Source organism: Sorangium sp. So ce385, from assembly GCF_051474135.1.
Classification (GTDB): domain Bacteria; phylum Myxococcota_A; class Polyangia; order Polyangiales; family Polyangiaceae; genus Sorangium; species Sorangium cellulosum_D.
Map to the genome: position 1 here is coordinate 3,084,077 of NZ_CP150337.1, position 15,426 is coordinate 3,099,502.

Genomic DNA, 15,426 nt, shown 5'->3' on the forward strand with positions numbered 1-15,426 from the left:
ACTAGCATCGACGCGGCGAACGCGCGCCATCGTCGGCGACGCCAGCGCAAGAGGTGCTCGACATGCGTCGATTTCAGGATCGCGTCCTCGTGGTCGCGTCGATGTCTCTGGGACTGCTCGCGGCCATGCCGGCGCGCGCGGCGTCCGTGGTGAAGGTGGACCGGACGACGTGGGGAGCGAGCGGCGTACCGGACTACGTCAACATGAACATTTATGTCCCGGACCGGCTGGCGGACAATCCACCCATCGTGGTGGCCTGCCACTCGTGCAGCACGCCGGTGAGCGGGTTCTTCAACAGCATCTCGGGGATCCGCGCGGGGGCCGACCAGAACGGCTTCATCATCGTCCTTCCGGAGGCCACCGGCCGGAACTGTTGGGACGTCGGCTCTACGAAGTCCCTGACCCACGACGGCGGCGGCGACACGCAGGCCGTCGCTCAGATGGTGAAATACACGCTCGAGAAGTACGGCGGCGACCCGAAGCGCGTCTACGTGATGGGCGGCTCCTCCGGAGCGATGATGACCCAAGCCATGCTGGCCGTGTACCCGGACATCTTCAGGGCCGGCGCGGCGAGGGCGGGGGTGCCGGCGGGGTGCTGGGCCGACGGCTTCGACCCGAGCAACCAGTGGAGCGGCAACTGCGCGGGGGGCAGGACGAGCAAGACGGCGGAGCAATGGGGAGACCAGGTCCGCGCGATGTATCCTGGCTACACGGGACACCGCCCGCGTCTTCAGATCTTCCACGGCACGGCGGACGCGACGATCAACTACAAGAACCAGGGCGAGGCGATCAAGGAGTGGACCAACGTCCTGGGGTTGAGCGAGGCCCCGACCTCGACCGACAGCACGACGTCGAACGGAACGACCTATGAGCGCCAGTTCTGGAAGAACGAGTGTGGCTACACGGTGTTCGAGGCCTGGTCCGGAAAAAACGGGGCGCACTCCATGCCTTACGAGGCCGACGCCATCCTCGCGTTCTTCGGCCTCGACGAGGCCGGCGGCGCCGATCCAGAGCCCGGTTGTCCAGGGCCCGACGGCGGCGGTGGCATGGGCGGCGCGGGCGGCGTGGGCGGCTCTGTCAGCTCTGGGGGCGGCGCCGGACCGGACGCGGGGAGCACCACCGGCGGGGGCGCAAACGCCGGCTCTGGCGGGCAGCCCGCCGGCAGCGGCACGGGCGGCAGCGGCACGGGCGGCGGCGGCACCACGGGCGGCAGCACCCCGACCGGCGTCGCGGGCAGCGACGACCCCGGCGCGGGCCCGGATTCCGCATCCGAATCGGGCGGATGCGCCTATGTCGTCGGCGATGCGAAGCCGATGAGCTCGACGGCAGCGGTCGTCGCCATGGGCCTCGCGCTGTTGACGTTCCGCCGACGGCAGCGAAGCTCGGACCGTGACATGTCACGCCTCGGACCGTGACATGTCACGCCTCGAACCGTGACATGTCCCGCCTCGAACCGTGACATGTCACGGTGGCTCGCCCCGCGCAGAGGGCGAGCCCTCGGCCGGCGCGCGCGGTTCGGCCGGAGTCGCCGCGCCGGCGCGCTCCCTCGGAAGGCGCGCCAGGCGGCATGTGCCTTGCTGATCCGCGCGCTGGCTCGCAACGCACCAGCGCGCGGGATGGCCGCGCCATACCCGGGGAACGGAGCACCATGATGTCTGCGCCGATACCGATGACCACCATGAACCTCCTCGCGAGGTCCATTTCTGCTGAGCAGCGGCTCGACGAGGCGGTCCTCTGCGCCAACGTGCCGAGCCCCCTGTCCGCGGTCGCGTTTCATCAGGATGTCGAGTGCATCCGGCGGTTCTTCGCCGCGGGGTTCCCGGTTCACCTGGCGGTCCATCGCGTGGACCGCGCCGAGCCGGCGCGCCGGGACTACACCGCGCTGCACACCCACGATGTCCCGGAGATCAACCTGATCCTCCCCGACCCCACAGGCCTGGAGTACCGCATCGAGCTCGGCTCCAGCGCCCACCTCGTCACGAACAGCGCGAGCATCTGGATCCCGCCGGGCGTCCCGCACTCCGCCAACGTGGTCCAGGGCTCTGGCTACCTCGTCACCGTGCGCCTCGATCGCGAGGTCGCGACATGAGCTGCGAGCTTCCTCGGAACCTCGACGATGACGACGACCCGACGATGCCTGCCATCCCCGTCCCCCACGCCGCGCAGGCCTACCGGAGAGGGAGCCTCTGGCAGAAGGGGCGCGGCGAGCACCTCATCGAGCTCGCCGGCGTGAGGCGGGGCGAGCTCGTGCTCGACCTCGGCTGCGGCACGGGCGGCCTCACGCAGCAGCTCGCCGATCTCGTCGGCCCCGGCGGGCGCGTCGTCGGGATCGATCCGGACGAGGCGCGGATCGCGCTCGCCCGGGAGACCGCGGTCGCGCCCAACCTCGAGTTCCGGGTGGGCACGGCCGAGACCCTCGGCGAGATCGCCCGGGGCCGCCCCGTCGACGTCGTCTTCTCGAACTTCGTGTTCCACTGGATCCGCGACAAGCGGGCGGTCCTCCGCCGGCTGCGCGGCCTGCTCCACCCCGCGGGGCGCATCGTCGTCCAGTGCGTCTCGTCGCTCCCCGTGCTCGTCGGGGAGCTCTCGCAGCTCGCGGACCCGTCGGGGGAGACGATCCTCCGGGACTTCGCCTTCGAGGACGCCGCGGCGCTCGCGCGCCACGTCCACGGCGCCGGACTGCAGCTGATCCGCCTGGAGGAGCAGCAGGGGACACACGTGTATCCGACGCTGGACGCGCTGCTCACCTGGTGGCGGGCGACGACGCACGACCGCTTCGACCCGCGGGCGATCGAGCCGGCGGCGCTCGCGCGGTTCGCCGAGCAGCATGGCGAAGGCGGCGCGTTCCTGGTGCACGAGACGTTCTGCTGGTTCGAGGCGCGGATCCCCCCGGCGCACGCGTGGGGACGCCGCGGCTGACCCGGCGCCCCCTCGGCGGCGGGGGCCTCACCCGCGGCCGCTCATCGACCCTCCGCCGCGCGGCGCGTTCAGCGCGTCACGCCTTATGCCCCCACAGCTCCTCGGTGGCGAGCCGCGCGCCCTGCGCGAGCGACTCGAACTTCGCCCACATCACCGTCGGGTGGACGCGCTGGATGTGATCGGCCTGGGCGAACCCGCAGTCCGACCCGGCGATGACGTTCTCGCGGCCCACGATGTTGGCGAACCGCACGATGCGATCGGCGACCACCTGCGGGTGCTCCACCGTCGTGATGTGATGGGTGATCACGCCGGGAATGAGGATCTTCTCCGGCGGCAGCTTCGCCTTCTGCCACACGCGCCACTCGTGCTCGTGCCGCGGGTTCGCCGCCTCGATCGAGTACGCGCCCGCGCGGACGCGGAGGATGAGGTCCACGATGTCCTCCAGCGGCGCGTCGGACATGTGCGGCAGGTGCCAGCTGCCGAAGCACACGTGATAGCGGACGCGATCCTCCGGAATGTCGCGGAGCGCGTGGTTGAGCGCCTCCACGCGCAGCTCGGCCCACGTGCGGTACGCCTGCGGGCTCTGCTGCACGAGGTGATCATACATGTTCGCGAGCACCGCGTCGTCCACCTGGACGACCAGGCCCGCCTTGTGAATGGCCAGGTACTCCTCGCGCAGCGCCTCGGCGAGGGCGAAGATGTACTCGCGCTCGCTCCCGTAGAACTCGTTCAGGCCGTTGAACACGGCGCTCCCTGGCGCGACCACCGTGAGGAACCCCTCCGCGACGTCGACGCCGGCGAGCGCGGCCTTCAGGTTGTCGACGTCCCTTTGCACGTCGCCCGGACGGTAGCGGAGGGCGCTCGTACAGACGTGCTGCATGAGGGTGCCGGGGTTGTCCTTGAACTCGAGATCGACGACTTCCTTGAAGCGGTCCTTGTCACGGCCGAGCCAGTCGCGCGGGCTCTTGCCGCCAGGCCGGAGCTCGAAGCCCGACACGCGCTCGAGGACGTAGTTCGCCCAGCTCGACTTGCCGTACTCGCCATCGTTCACGATGTCGATGCCGGCCGCCGCCTGCCGGCTGACCACGTCGGCGACCGACCGGCGCAGCAGCCCGGCGTAGGCCGCCGGGTCCTTCGGCGGGCCGATGCGCTGGCTCGCCATCTCGAGCATCGCCGTCGGCCGGGCGATGCTGCCGACGTGGGTGGTGAGAATCCGGTCTTCGCTGCGTCTCATGACCCTCTTGGCTCCACCGATTCCGGTCGTCCACGACCTCGAACGAGCCCTCGCTCGCCCTCCGAAGCGCGATGAGGGCGCCCCCGGCACGCCCCGGCGCGATCGCTCGGCAACGCCAGCTCTCACCCAGGGTCGGGCTCGCTCACGTGGCAATCGAGGTTGTCTCCGCGGGAAACCCGAGGCGCCTGGGGCGAACGAACCGGATTTCCTCCTCCCCGACCCCTAACACGCGCCCCGCTCACGGCGCAACGGTCAAAGGTGCCCGTCCACACCTCGACGGATACCTGCTACCCGTTTCCGGCTCCTGCCCTGAGTCCATCTCTCGCGCTCCACCTGGGGTGAACTCAATCGAATTTTTCAATCAGCGAGGAGCCCTCCTGTCCCTTGGTCCTATGGGCTCGCACAGATACAGCAGGGCCTCTGCGCGCGCGTCGGTCGACAGGGCGCGCCTCGATAGCCCACGTGCGCCGCGGAGCGCGGCGGTCCGCCTCGGCGCGAGCGCCGCGACGGATCAGCTCGGCTCGACGGGAGCTCACCGATGCTCCGGGGGCGCACGCCCCTTTCCCGGCGGGCGCGGCGCCGGGCGATGGACGCGCCAGGCCAGGTCGAGTAGGAGGTGCAACGCCCTTCGCGTCCCGCCGAGCAGCAGGCCAGATGGACAAGAACGAGATCGAGATCACTTCGCTCATCGATTCGGCGAAGTTCATCGGCCTGCCGCTCGCGATAACCGTGCTCACCGTCATCATCATGCTGGTCGACGGCTTCGACCTGCAGGCGATGGCGTTCGTGGCGCCCGAGGTCCTGAAGGAGTGGGGGATCGCGCGTGCGGCGCTGACGCCGGCCCTGACGGCCAGCATGGTGGGCATGGCCGTCGGCTCGGTGGCGCTCGGCTGGGCCGGCGATCGCGTCGGGCGCAGGAGCTCGTACATCGCCTGCATGGCGTTCCTGGCCCTCGGGTCGTTCTTCTGCGCCCACGCCGGCTCGCTCACCAGCCTCACGATCTGGCGCGTGGTGACGGGGATCGGGCTCGGCGGGGTGACGCCGCTCGCGGCCGCCATCATCTCCGAATGGACCCCGAAGCACGCCCGCAGCATCGCCGTGGCGTGCGCCATGGTGGCCGTGCCCCTCGGGGGCATGCTCGGGGCGGGGGTCGCTCAGCGGGTCATCCCGATGTACGGCTGGCGCGGTGTGTTCTGGATCGGCGCGGCGCTGCCGCTCGCGCTCTTCGTGGCGGCGATGTTCCTGCTGCCCGAGTCGCCCAAGTACCTCGCGCAGCGCCCCCACCTGCACGGCCGCCTCGCGGAGCTGCTGAACCGCCTGTTCCGCGAGCGCCGCTTCACCGGCGACGAGCGCTTCGTGGTGGCCGAGCCGCCGCCGCCCAGGAGCTGGCTCGCCGCGCTGCTCGGCCCCGCGTACCGCTCCACCACGCTGCTGCTCTGGGCCGCGTTTGCGCTGAACACGCTCGCGCTGTTCTCCTGCGTGAACCTGCTGCCCACGGTGCTCTCCTTCACGGGCATGAGCACCGCGGAGTCGCTGCAGGGCTCGAAGTTCTTCAATTTCGGCGGGTTCTTCGGCGCGGTGGGCGGGGCCGTGATGATCGGCTGGTGGGGCTCGCGCCGCGTGGGCGCGGCGCTCTCGACGGTCGGCGCCGTCGCCACGCTCCTCATCGGCGCGACCCTCCTCGACGGCGGGGGCGCCCTCCACGGCCGGTCGCTCGCGCTGCTCACGCTCGCGGGGATGGCGATGAACGGGATGCAGAGCTTCCTCTACACCGTCGGCGCGCACTCCTACCCCACGTATATCCGCGCGTCGGGCGTGGGCTGCGCGCAGACGGTGTCTCGCGCCGGCGGCCTCCTCGGCACGGTGGCCGGCGGCTCGTTCTTCGCGCTCGATCCGCAGCCGCCCGTGAGCTACTTCTTCTACGCCGTCGCCGCCGCCGTCGCGCTGGTGGTCGTGAGCTTCACCGCGCTCCGCACGCACATCCCGGGTCGGGGAAGGGCCGTTTCGCCGCAGGCGCGAGGCGTCGAGCAGGGCAGGGGGCCGTGAAGCGGGGGCACTTGTTCCTCACCTCTTGAACGGAGACGTGTCTATGGGAATGCTGGACGGCAAGGTCATCATCGTCACGGGCGCGAGCTCGGGCATCGGCAGGGCGGCGGCCGCCGCGCTCGCGGCCGAGGGCGCCAGCGTGGTCGCGAGCGCGCGGCGCGAGGCGCAGGGGCGCGCGCTGGTCGAGGAGATCAGGCGCCGCGGCGGGGAGATCACCTGGGTGACGGCCGACATGCGGGTCGAGCGCGACGTCGCGGCGCTCGTGGACGCCGCGCGCTCCACCTACGGCCGGCTCGACGGCGCCTTCAACAACGCCGGATACGCCGCGATGGGCCTGCTCGCCGAGATGAGCAACGAGGACTACGACGCGCTCATGGAGACGAACCTCCGCGGCGCCTTCTGGTGCATGAAATACGAGATCAAGGCCATGCTCGCGGGCGGCGGCGGATCGATCGTCAACTGCGCCTCGGTGGGCGCATGGGGCGCCGCGCCCGGGATCACGGTGTACGGCGCCTCCAAGGCGGGCCTCGTCGCGCTCACGCGCGGCGCCGCCGTCGAGTGCGCGCAAAAGGGTATTCGCGTCAACTCGGTGAGCCCTGGCATCGTCACGTCGGAGATGGCCGCCGAGGCATGGCGCCTCGATACGCCCGCGGGCGCCGCCTTCGCCGCGTCGCTGCACGCCATGAACCGCGTCGGCGCGCCCGAGGAGGTGGCCGCGCTCGTCGCATTCCTGCTCAGCGACAAGGCCTCGTTCATCACGGGCCAGGACATCCCGGTCGACGGCGGCTTCCTGGCGCAGGCGTGGCCCGCGAGCTACGGCGGCGGCGGCTGACGCCGTCGCGACCCGGGCCGATCGCCGCTATGCTGGGCCCATGCAATGGAAACAGAGATTCCTTGTCCTTGGGCTCGTGAGCTCTCTCGGCTGTGCCACCAGCGACTCGGCGTCGCGCGCCGGCGACGGCGCCGGCGCCGGCGGCGCCGGTGCGGGGGGCCGGGACGTCTCGGACGGCGCCGGAGGCTCGGGCGGCGCGGGAGGCCGGGACGACTTCGGGAGCTCGGGCATCGGTGGGTTCGTCGTCTCCGACTGGGATTACAAGCCGATCCCGCTCGATGGCGTCCCGCCCTGCGAGGAGCGCCCGGTGTTCTGCGAATCTACGGGCATCTCCGCCGACGCTGCTGCGGATCGCGTGGTGGAGATCGGCGGCGATTGCCGCGCCCCCAATTTCCCCTGCGGCGGAACGATCGGGGTCCTGTTCGACGACATGGGTTGCGCGATCGGACTAGAGGCTCCCGATCTCGACGAGAAAGCGACGTCCTGCGTCAACAAGGCCCTCACGGCGGAGCGATGGGCTTGCGCCGCGGGCCTGGTCGTGCACGCTGGCGGCTGGAATTGCGAATGACGGGCGCTCGCCTCGACGCGCTGCCCTGGGCGCATGACCGCTCGTCGCAGCGCTCCCGGCGCCCGCGCCGCGCGTGACCGCCCCCCTCGCGCCGCGCCGGCATCTAACCGGCGAGGGCCACGCGCGCTGTCCGGCGCGGTCTTCGAAGGGGGCCTATGTCCGTCCATATCACCGATGTCGTCGCCCGCGATATCCGCTTTCCGACCTCGCGCTCCCTCGCCGGCTCGGACGCCATGAACCCCGAGCCGGACTACTCGGCGGCGTACGTCGTGCTCGAGACCGATGGCCCGGAGGGGCTGGAAGGCCACGGCCTGACCTTCACGATCGGCCGTGGCAACGAGCTCTGCGTGGCGGCGATCGGCGCGCTCCGGCCGTTCGTCGTGGGCAGGCGCCTCGACGAGGTGACGGCCGACATGGGCGCATTCTGGGACGAGATCACCGGCGACAGCCAGCTCCGCTGGGTCGGCCCGGAGAAGGGGGTCATCCACCTGGCGACGGCGGCGATCGTCAACGCCGCCTGGGATCTGCGGGCGAAGGCGGCGCGCAAGCCGCTCTGGAAGCTGCTCGTGGACATGACCCCCGAGGAGCTCGTCCGCTGCGTCAGCTTCCGCTACCTCACGGACGCGCTCGGCCCCGAGGAGGCGCTCGACATCCTCCGCCGGAACGCGCCGACCCGCGGCGCGCGGGAGCAAGAGATGCGAGCGCACGGCTTCCCCGCCTACACGACGTCCGCGGGGTGGCTCGGCTACTCCGACGCCAAGCTGCGCCGCCTGTGCCGCGAGGGGCTCGCGCGCGGCTTTTCCCATTTCAAGATGAAGGTCGGCGCGAACCTCGACGACGACATCCGCCGTGCGCAGATCCTCCGTGAGGAGATCGGGGCGCACCGCAAGCTCATGATGGATGCCAATCAGGTGTGGGATGTGGACCAGGCGATCGCCAGCATGCAGCGCCTCGCCGCCTTCGATCCGTGGTGGATCGAGGAGCCCACGAGCCCCGACGACATCCTCGGCCACGCCGCCATCGCCAGGGCGATCGCGCCGATCGGCGTGGCGACGGGAGAGCACGCCCACAACCGGGTCATGTTCAAGCAGCTGTTCCAGACCGGCGCCATCCGGTTCTGCCAGGTGGATTGCGCCCGGCTGGGCGGCGTCAACGAGGCGCTCGCCGTGCTGCTCATGGCGGCCAAGTTCGGCGTCCCGGTCTGCCCTCACGCCGGCGGGGTCGGCCTGCCGGAGATCATGCAACATCTCTCGCTCTTCGATTACATCTGCGTGAGCGCGTCGCTCGAGAATCGCGTCCTGGAGCACGTCGACCACCTCCACGAGCACTTCGTCGATCCGGTCGTGATCGAGGCTGGCCGCTACATGCCGCCCAGCGCGGCGGGGTGCAGCGTCACCCTGCGGCCCGAGTCGCTCGAGAGGTTCGAGTTCCCGTTCGGAGAAGCGTGGGTGAGGCAACGGCAGGCGTCGGTGATGCCCTGAACGGGCCGGCCGTCCTGCCGGGCGGCGCGGCCTCGCGGTGATCCCCGTCACGAGCGGCCGGGCCCCGCCGTGGGGCTTGCATCGTCCTCCGCCCAGATCGACCATGCGGCCGGAGCAGGGGCGCGCGGCGGGCTCCGCGCGCGCGAGCACGCGGCATGGCGCAGATCACCTTCACGCAGAACCTGGCAAGACACGTGGAATGTCCCGCGCTCGAGGTCGACGGCGGGACCGTGCGCGAGGCGCTGGAGCGCTACTTCGCGCTGCACCCGCGCGTGCGCGGCTACGTGCTCGACGAGCAGGGCGCGCTCCGCAAGCACGTCGTGATCTTCGTCGATGGCCAGCAGCTCAGGGATCGCGCCGGCCTGAGCGAGCCGGTGCGCGAGGGGACGAGCCTCTACGTCATGCAGGCGCTCTCCGGAGGATAGGGACCATGATGAACTCGTTGCTCGTCGCGACCCGCAAAGGCCTGTTCCGGATCGAACGGGGCAGCGCCGGGTGGGACATCGCGCAGGTGTCGTTCCTCGGGGACGCCGTCCCGATGGTCTTGCCCGACGCGCGGGACGGCGCGATCTACGCCGCGCTCGGGCTCGGCCACTTCGGCGCGAAGCTGCGCCGCTCGCGCGATCGCGGCGAGACCTGGGAGGAGCTCCCGACGCCGGCCTATCCGCAGCAGCCCGAGGGCGTGGCCGACTCGCTGCCGGACGGGCAGCCGTGGCCCTGGCGCCTCCAGCAGGTCTGGTCGCTCGAGGCGGCGCACCCGAGCCAGCCCAAGACGCTCTTCTGCGGCACCATCCCGGGCGGCCTGTTCCGGTCCGACGACAGCGGCGCCTCCTGGACGCTCGTGCGGTCGCTCTGGGACCACCCGAAGCGCAAGGAGTGGTTCGGCGGCGGCGCCGATCTGCCGGGGATCCACTCGATCTGCGTCGACCCCTCGCGCCCGGGCCGGGTCACGATCGGCGTGTCGTCCGGCGGCGTGTGGCAGACCGAGGACGACGGCGCCTCCTGGGCGCTGCGCGGCACCGGCATGTACGCCGCGTACATGCCGCCCGAGCGCCGGGACGACCCCGCCATCCAGGATCCGCACCGCGTCGTCGCCTGTCCCGCGCGGCCGGACCACCTCTGGGCCCAGCACCACAACGGCGTCTTCCGCAGCACGAACGGCGGCGCGCTGTGGCACGACGTCCCGAGCGCGACCCCCTCGACGTTCGGCTTCGCCGTGGCCGTCCACCCGCGCGACCCCGACACCGCGTGGCTCGTCCCCGCGCAGAAGGACGAGACGCGCGTGCCCGTCGGCGCGAGCGTCGTCGTGTCCCGCACCCGCGACGGCGGCGAGACCTGGGACGTGCTCCGCGACGGGCTCCCGCAGCGCCACGCCTACGACCTCACGTTCCGGCACGCCCTCGACATCGACGACAGCGGCGATCGCCTCGCCTTCGGGTCCACCACTGGCTCGCTCTGGATCACCGAGGATCAGGGCGACTCGTGGCACGCCATCTCCACCCATCTCCCGCCGATCTACTGCGTCCGGTTCATGGCCTGACGCGCGTCGATGACCCGCGCATCCCGCGATGCGCCGCGATGCGATGCGATGCGATGCGCTGCGCCAGCCCAGCCGCCCCTCCGGCGCAGCTGGCCAGACCGCCAGACCCATCGCGAGCGCCGGTGTCGGAGATTTGTTTACGTTTCTTTGGTAAAGAGCATTTCCCTCCTTGCCGCGGCGGCCCACTCGTGTGCATCTTGCCCGGTGGCGCGCCGGCCAAGGTCGTCACTTCCGACGTCCCTGCCGTCGTGTCGAGAGCTTTCTTTTGGCAGTGGCGGCGCCGTGTCCGGGGGCAGCCTCGTGCTCGCGCGGCCTGCAGTGGAGATCAAGAGTCATGACCGACAAGAAGCAAGGTGCACCTTCGTCCCGCTCGGACCGTACCCGCCGCCAGGTGCTGAAGCAGGCGGTGGGCCTGGGCGCGGGGCTGGCCGCCGCGAGCTTGCTCGGCGGAGAGGCGTCTGCCGCGCCGCGCCCGCGCATCCGCTCCGGGACCTTCACGACCAGCGACGGGGTCGCGCTCAACTACCTGGAGGCGGGCCGAGGCGAGCCGCTGCTCCTCTTGCCGGGGTGGTCCCAGTCGGCGGCGCTGTACCGGACGCAGATCCTCGCCTTCGCGGAGCACTACCACGTCATCGTGCTCGATTGGCGCGGCCACGGCGAGTCGGAGAAGGTCGACCACGGCTATCGCATGGCGCGCTTCAGCAGGGATCTCTACGAGTTCCTCCGCGGGATGAGGCTCAAGCGCGTCACCGCGCTCGGGCACTCGATGGGGTGCGGCGTGCTCTATAGCTACTGGGACAACTACGGCGGGCAGTACCTGGATCGGCTGATCCTGGTCGACGTGGGCCCGGCGATGACGGCCTGGCCCGACTGGTCCGAGGAGGAGAAGGTCGAGGCAGGGTCGCTGTTCACGCCGCAGTCGCTCTACGACACGGCCGCCGCGCTGCGCGGCCCCGACGGGATCGCCACGACCCAGGGCCTCGTGGCGAGCCTCTTCAGCCCCGGCTTTCCGGCGGATCGGCTCGCCGCCATCGTCGAGGAGAACCTGAAGCTCCCGCGCGAGTACGCGGCCAAGCTGCTCGTGGACCAGGCCGCGCAGGACTGGCGGGACGTGATCCCGCGGATCGACGTGCCCACCCTCGTGGTCGGGGGCGAGATCAGCATCTTCAGCCCCATCTCCCAGCAGTGGGTCGCCGACCAGATCCCCGGCGCAGAGCTCATCATCTTCAGCGCCGAGGAGGGTGGCAGCCACTTCATGTGGGTCGAGAACCCCGAGAAGTTCAACCAGGATGTGCTCGATTTCCTCGGCTGCTGAGCCGCGCCGCCCGCTCAGGGGTTGAGGCGCGCAAGCGCGGAGATCATCCGTTCGGCGATGTCGGCGGGCCCGGGGAAGATGCGGGTCACGGCGCGCTGGTGCGCGAGCCCGTGGAGGCCGAGCCACAGCGCGATCGCGTCGGCGGCGGGGTCGGCGCTGGCGGAGCAGCCGGCGGCGACGCAGCCGCCGAGGGCGTCGACGAGGAGCTTCAGGGCTCCCTCGCCGAGCGTGGTCAGGTCCCGCTCCGTCAGGGAGCTGTCGCCCAGCGTGGGCATCCAGAGGCCACCGAACATGGTGCGATAGCGCTCTGGATGCGTCCTGGAGAACTCCAGATAAGCGTTGCAGACGGCGTATAGCCGCGCTCGTGGATCGTCGCCGGCCTCTTCCACGGCGCGGCGCAGCTGGCCCTCGAGCTCGGCGAAGGCCTGCTGCACGACGGCCAGCATGATGGCCGGCTGATCGGGGAAGTGGGGGTAGATCGAGGGGGCGGCGATCCCGACCCGGCGGGCCACCGATCGCAGCGTGATGGCGCGTTCGTCGCCGGCCTCGTCCAGCAGCGCGACCGCCGCGGCCACGATGTCGTCGCGCAGGCGGGCGCCCTCGCCGCGGCGGTTGCGGTCGCGGGCCGGTTTCGGTGCGGCCGACGCCGCCGTTCCGCGGTCTCTCATGGTGTTACCTTACACCGAAAAACTTATCGCCGTTAGCCCTTGCAGAGGAACATAACGTAAGATTTGTTACGTTTGTGAGCGGTTGCCGGCGGACCTGCTCGACGGCGGCGAGGGGCGGCCCGTGACCGCGCGCCGTGGCCCCGGTCGTGGCCTCGTCGTCTTGCGGCCCGAGAGGGCGGGCCTCGGCCCAGCGAGGGGCGCGGGACAGCCGCGTCGCGCCACGCCCCGACGCGCTCCAGGCGCCGGGACGACTTTCTTGCCGAGGTCAGTTGACAATCGTTAGGTGACGATCATAAGCTTACACATGTAAGTCGACGCCGATGGCGTCCCGTTTTCTTTCAACGGCTCGCCGTTCTCGGCTCGCCCCACGACCCGGAGGTTCCAACATGTCCGCCGCCACCCCGACCCTGTTCGCCGCCACCACCGACGCCGTCCCCGCACTCCCCGTGGGCGAGGTCGACAACCGCGCGACCTACATCAGCTTCGGACTTGCCTACGCGCTCGGCCACGGCGCCGCCGCAGTCTCCAAGGGAGCCAGCCCCCTGCTCGCCTTGCCCGGCTGGGTGCCCACGACGCTGCTGGGGACGGGGCTCGCGGTCGGCACCGTCTACGCCACCCTCGCCGCCGCCCGCGCCCAGCGCGGCGCGAGCGGGGCCGACGCCCTGTCCGGCAAGCTGCTCGGCGCTTCGTGGGCCAGCGCCTTCACCGCGCTGTTCCTCGCCATCACCGGCCTGGCGTACACCCTCGACATGCCGGACCTGCAGACCCTCCTCTGGCCCACCGGCTCCGGCTTCGTCGTCGGCCTGATCTACCTCAGCGAAGGCGCCGTGCGCCGCAACCTGCTGCATTACGGGCTCGGCACCTGGCTCGCCCTGATCTCCACCGCAGCGCTCTTCCTCGGCGCTCCCGGCATCTTCTGGGTGCTCGCCATCGCCGGCGGCGGCGGCTACGGCGTCGCCTCGGTCCTCGAGGCCCGTCGCCTCACCGCGCTCGCGAAGCAAGCGCGGCGCTGACACCCCCGCTGTTCCTCGGGAGGAACAGGTGTCTCCTCCGGAGAGACAGGGGCTCGCCAGCCTCGTGCTCATCTCCGTGGATCAGGGGAGCGATAAGCCTCGTTTTCGGAGCAAACGCGGGAGCTCGCCGATGGCCGCTCGGCCCGCCCGCCGCGGCATGACGATTGCTGGTTCTTTCGCCGTACGCTTCGTCGCTCGCCGACAACGCCGCTTCGACCGCCGATCCACGCACGCCGCGCGTGGCTCGACGAGCGCGGAGCGGGTCGTCGTCGTCCAGACGAACAGCAACCCGAAGGAGCCTGTCCATGAAGCACCTGTTGTTCGCCGCGTTCCTGCTGCCGCTCGCGCACATCGGTGATGCCGACCCCGCCACGCCCGGATCGAGCGAAGGCGCGGCGGTCGAGGCCGCCACCGAGATCGACGCCGCAGCGAAGCCGCCCGTGCCCTTCTGCCTGCCTGGTGAGAAGGTCGTATGCACCCTGGGGCCTCCGCCTGTTTGCCATTGCGAGTAGCCGCCGCGAAGGGCCGTCGATCGCGGCCTGCGCCGGCCCCGGCGCGAGCACGGAGCTCGACGGGAGCCGCGGGCGACTTCGACGCAGGGGGCGCTCGCCGTGAGCTCCTGCCGACGTCATAGGCATCTCTGTTTCACATGTCCGGTCTACATCGAGGAGAATCGAATGTTTACTCGTGTCATCCAACGAACCATGTCCGTCCTTCTCGCGTCGCTGCTGGTGAGCTTCACCCTGATCGGCTGTCAGGTCGAGGTCGTCGACGAGCCGTCCCCCGACGCCGAGGTGGGCGAGGCGAGCCAGGCCATGCTCAACTGCAAGGGGCGGTGCGCCAGGTTCTTCATGCTCTGCGTCCAGTCCGGCGATGACTACGAGCTGTGCGCCGGCGAGCGGGACGCTTGCATGGCGGACTGCGATGAACAGACCTGCGAGCCCGGGGAGCCCGGTTGCTGCCAGGGTCAGCCGACCTGCTGGTAGGCGGCTTTTCCCGAAGGGGCCGCGTCCGGAGCGGTCAAGGCTGATCCGTTCGGCCGTGGCCTCTGTCTCGTCGCGCTCACGGAGCGGGGCTGTGACGCCGCTGTGGATGGCGGAATCGCGTCGGTCACCCGGAGCGCTCGACAGGGCAGGGGACGCGCGCCACCTGGCCGCGCTCTGCGCTGGTCCAGGCGCACGCATGAGCTACAACCTCTCTCATGTCACCTCAGCCGATGACGAAAGAAGCTGTCCGTGCGTTGTGCGCCGTCGCTCTTGAGTCGTTCGAGGACGTGCTCCCCCCGAAGCTCTATCAGGATGCGCACCGTTGGGTTCACCTGTATGGGGAGTGGGGGCTCGCTATGGAGTGCGTCATCGACTGGATCGGCGACCTCGATCTTCCTGTCGGACAAGCGCAATTCGATGCGATGACGAGCGCCATGGCCGCCATGGGCTGGGCTGAGAGCTCGAGGATGAAATGGCTTCGTGAGTATTTCGCGGCTCAAAGCCCTCGGCCGAAGGCGAGATGACCACGTACGGCGCTCGAGCTCCCCCACCATCGCGCTCTCGCCCGTGCCCGACCCGCCCGCGGGCAGGAAGACGTGACGGAGCAGCTCTCCCGGCCCTCCCGAGCGGCGCTCCCAGGGAGCGCCGCTCCCAGGCATGGCGGCGGGGGCGTTGCGGGCGGCCAACAAGGGATCGCCGGCCGACGCCGAAGCTCGAGCCGCTAGGGCGCCGGACGCCTTACCAAGGTGCACGGGGTGGGTGCTCGCAGGCCCTCGTGGTTCGCCCCAGCCACGGTTGGGCAGCCGACCGAGCTCGTGTAGCCT

Annotated in this window: 16 protein-coding genes; 14 read left to right on the forward strand and 2 right to left on the reverse strand. The window is 70.7% G+C overall.

Annotated features, from left to right (window positions below; genetic code table 11):
- The first annotated feature begins 62 nt into the window (after positions 1 to 62).
- From WME83_RS11575 to WME83_RS11585, 3 genes are all read left to right on the forward strand, one after another.
- Complete coding sequence (locus WME83_RS11575) at positions 63 to 1,415, forward strand: extracellular catalytic domain type 1 short-chain-length polyhydroxyalkanoate depolymerase (protein ID WP_437319328.1); 1,353 nt, start codon at positions 63 to 65, stop codon at positions 1,413 to 1,415.
- A 254-nt stretch (positions 1,416 to 1,669) separates the two neighbouring features.
- On the forward strand, positions 1,670 to 2,089 hold the full coding sequence (locus WME83_RS11580; RefSeq protein ID WP_437319329.1) for a hypothetical protein: 420 nt from the start codon (positions 1,670 to 1,672) through the stop codon (positions 2,087 to 2,089).
- Complete coding sequence (locus WME83_RS11585) at positions 2,086 to 2,919, forward strand: class I SAM-dependent methyltransferase (protein ID WP_437319330.1); 834 nt, start codon at positions 2,086 to 2,088, stop codon at positions 2,917 to 2,919. Before WME83_RS11580 ends, WME83_RS11585 begins: the two co-directional genes overlap by 4 nt.
- Before the next feature lie 76 nt (positions 2,920 to 2,995).
- Here WME83_RS11585 and WME83_RS11590 read toward each other — a convergent pair whose 3' ends face one another.
- Complete coding sequence (locus WME83_RS11590) at positions 2,996 to 4,153, reverse strand: cobalamin-independent methionine synthase II family protein (protein ID WP_437319331.1); 1,158 nt, start codon at positions 4,151 to 4,153, stop codon at positions 2,996 to 2,998.
- A 654-nt stretch (positions 4,154 to 4,807) separates the two neighbouring features.
- Here WME83_RS11590 and WME83_RS11595 point away from each other — a divergent pair.
- The 7 genes from WME83_RS11595 to WME83_RS11625 all read left to right on the forward strand — a co-directional run bounded on the left by WME83_RS11595 (position 4,808) and on the right by WME83_RS11625 (position 11,935).
- Positions 4,808 to 6,199, forward strand: coding sequence for an MFS transporter (locus tag WME83_RS11595; RefSeq protein ID WP_437319332.1), 1,392 nt, complete (start codon positions 4,808 to 4,810; stop codon positions 6,197 to 6,199).
- 43 nt (positions 6,200 to 6,242) lie between these two features.
- A complete protein-coding gene (locus WME83_RS11600) occupies positions 6,243 to 7,031 on the forward strand; it encodes an SDR family NAD(P)-dependent oxidoreductase (RefSeq protein WP_437319333.1) in 789 nt (262 codons plus the stop codon).
- 40 nt (positions 7,032 to 7,071) lie between these two features.
- Positions 7,072 to 7,599 (forward strand): hypothetical protein, encoded by a 528-nt coding sequence (locus WME83_RS11605; protein WP_437319334.1) that lies wholly within the window; start codon positions 7,072 to 7,074, stop codon positions 7,597 to 7,599.
- Between the two features lie 155 nt (positions 7,600 to 7,754).
- Entirely contained in the window at positions 7,755 to 9,080 is a 1,326-nt protein-coding gene (locus WME83_RS11610) for an L-fuconate dehydratase (RefSeq protein ID WP_437319335.1), read from the forward strand.
- Positions 9,081 to 9,235: 155 nt separating this feature from the next.
- The gene (locus tag WME83_RS11615; protein WP_437319336.1) at positions 9,236 to 9,505 is read left to right on the forward strand and encodes a MoaD/ThiS family protein; all 270 of its coding nucleotides are present in this window, start codon (positions 9,236 to 9,238) and stop codon (positions 9,503 to 9,505) included.
- A 5-nt stretch (positions 9,506 to 9,510) separates the two neighbouring features.
- A complete protein-coding gene (locus tag WME83_RS11620; RefSeq protein ID WP_437319337.1) occupies positions 9,511 to 10,620 on the forward strand; it encodes a WD40/YVTN/BNR-like repeat-containing protein in 1,110 nt (369 codons plus the stop codon).
- A gap of 334 nt (positions 10,621 to 10,954) precedes the next feature.
- Positions 10,955 to 11,935, forward strand: a complete 981-nt coding sequence (locus WME83_RS11625) for an alpha/beta fold hydrolase (protein ID WP_437319338.1) — start codon at positions 10,955 to 10,957, stop codon at positions 11,933 to 11,935.
- A 14-nt stretch (positions 11,936 to 11,949) separates the two neighbouring features.
- On the opposite strand, the gene WME83_RS11630 is transcribed toward WME83_RS11625, so the two are convergent.
- The gene (locus WME83_RS11630; RefSeq protein WP_437319339.1) at positions 11,950 to 12,603 is read right to left on the reverse strand and encodes a TetR/AcrR family transcriptional regulator; all 654 of its coding nucleotides are present in this window, start codon (positions 12,601 to 12,603) and stop codon (positions 11,950 to 11,952) included.
- Between the two features lie 386 nt (positions 12,604 to 12,989).
- On the opposite strand from WME83_RS11630, the gene WME83_RS11635 reads away from it, so the two are divergent.
- The 4 genes from WME83_RS11635 to WME83_RS11650 all read left to right on the forward strand — a co-directional run bounded on the left by WME83_RS11635 (position 12,990) and on the right by WME83_RS11650 (position 15,126).
- Complete coding sequence (locus WME83_RS11635) at positions 12,990 to 13,616, forward strand: ABC transporter permease (protein ID WP_437319340.1); 627 nt, start codon at positions 12,990 to 12,992, stop codon at positions 13,614 to 13,616.
- A gap of 305 nt (positions 13,617 to 13,921) precedes the next feature.
- The gene (locus tag WME83_RS11640; RefSeq protein WP_437319341.1) at positions 13,922 to 14,128 is read left to right on the forward strand and encodes a hypothetical protein; all 207 of its coding nucleotides are present in this window, start codon (positions 13,922 to 13,924) and stop codon (positions 14,126 to 14,128) included.
- A 192-nt stretch (positions 14,129 to 14,320) separates the two neighbouring features.
- Entirely contained in the window at positions 14,321 to 14,602 is a 282-nt protein-coding gene (locus WME83_RS11645) for a hypothetical protein (protein WP_437319342.1), read from the forward strand.
- Between the two features lie 230 nt (positions 14,603 to 14,832).
- Positions 14,833 to 15,126 (forward strand): MafI family immunity protein, encoded by a 294-nt coding sequence (locus WME83_RS11650; protein WP_437319343.1) that lies wholly within the window; start codon positions 14,833 to 14,835, stop codon positions 15,124 to 15,126.
- Positions 15,127 to 15,426: the final 300 nt, after the last annotated feature.

Excerpts from the sequence above, each read along its gene's own strand:
- WME83_RS11575 (WP_437319328.1), top strand. The coding sequence starts at position 63 with ATGCGTCGATTTCAGGATCGCGTCCTCGTGGTCGCGTCGATGTCTCTG.
- WME83_RS11580 (WP_437319329.1), top strand. The coding sequence starts at position 1,670 with ATGACCACCATGAACCTCCTCGCGAGGTCCATTTCTGCTGAGCAGCGG.
- WME83_RS11585 (WP_437319330.1), top strand. The coding sequence starts at position 2,086 with ATGAGCTGCGAGCTTCCTCGGAACCTCGACGATGACGACGACCCGACG.
- WME83_RS11590 (WP_437319331.1), bottom strand. The coding sequence starts at position 4,153 with ATGAGACGCAGCGAAGACCGGATTCTCACCACCCACGTCGGCAGCATC.
- WME83_RS11595 (WP_437319332.1), top strand. The coding sequence starts at position 4,808 with ATGGACAAGAACGAGATCGAGATCACTTCGCTCATCGATTCGGCGAAG.
- WME83_RS11600 (WP_437319333.1), top strand. The coding sequence starts at position 6,243 with ATGGGAATGCTGGACGGCAAGGTCATCATCGTCACGGGCGCGAGCTCG.
- WME83_RS11605 (WP_437319334.1), top strand. The coding sequence starts at position 7,072 with ATGCAATGGAAACAGAGATTCCTTGTCCTTGGGCTCGTGAGCTCTCTC.
- WME83_RS11610 (WP_437319335.1), top strand. The coding sequence starts at position 7,755 with ATGTCCGTCCATATCACCGATGTCGTCGCCCGCGATATCCGCTTTCCG.
- WME83_RS11615 (WP_437319336.1), top strand. The coding sequence starts at position 9,236 with ATGGCGCAGATCACCTTCACGCAGAACCTGGCAAGACACGTGGAATGT.
- WME83_RS11620 (WP_437319337.1), top strand. The coding sequence starts at position 9,511 with ATGATGAACTCGTTGCTCGTCGCGACCCGCAAAGGCCTGTTCCGGATC.
- WME83_RS11625 (WP_437319338.1), top strand. The coding sequence starts at position 10,955 with ATGACCGACAAGAAGCAAGGTGCACCTTCGTCCCGCTCGGACCGTACC.
- WME83_RS11630 (WP_437319339.1), bottom strand. The coding sequence starts at position 12,603 with ATGAGAGACCGCGGAACGGCGGCGTCGGCCGCACCGAAACCGGCCCGC.
- WME83_RS11635 (WP_437319340.1), top strand. The coding sequence starts at position 12,990 with ATGTCCGCCGCCACCCCGACCCTGTTCGCCGCCACCACCGACGCCGTC.
- WME83_RS11640 (WP_437319341.1), top strand. The coding sequence starts at position 13,922 with ATGAAGCACCTGTTGTTCGCCGCGTTCCTGCTGCCGCTCGCGCACATC.
- WME83_RS11645 (WP_437319342.1), top strand. The coding sequence starts at position 14,321 with ATGTCCGTCCTTCTCGCGTCGCTGCTGGTGAGCTTCACCCTGATCGGC.
- WME83_RS11650 (WP_437319343.1), top strand. The coding sequence starts at position 14,833 with ATGACGAAAGAAGCTGTCCGTGCGTTGTGCGCCGTCGCTCTTGAGTCG.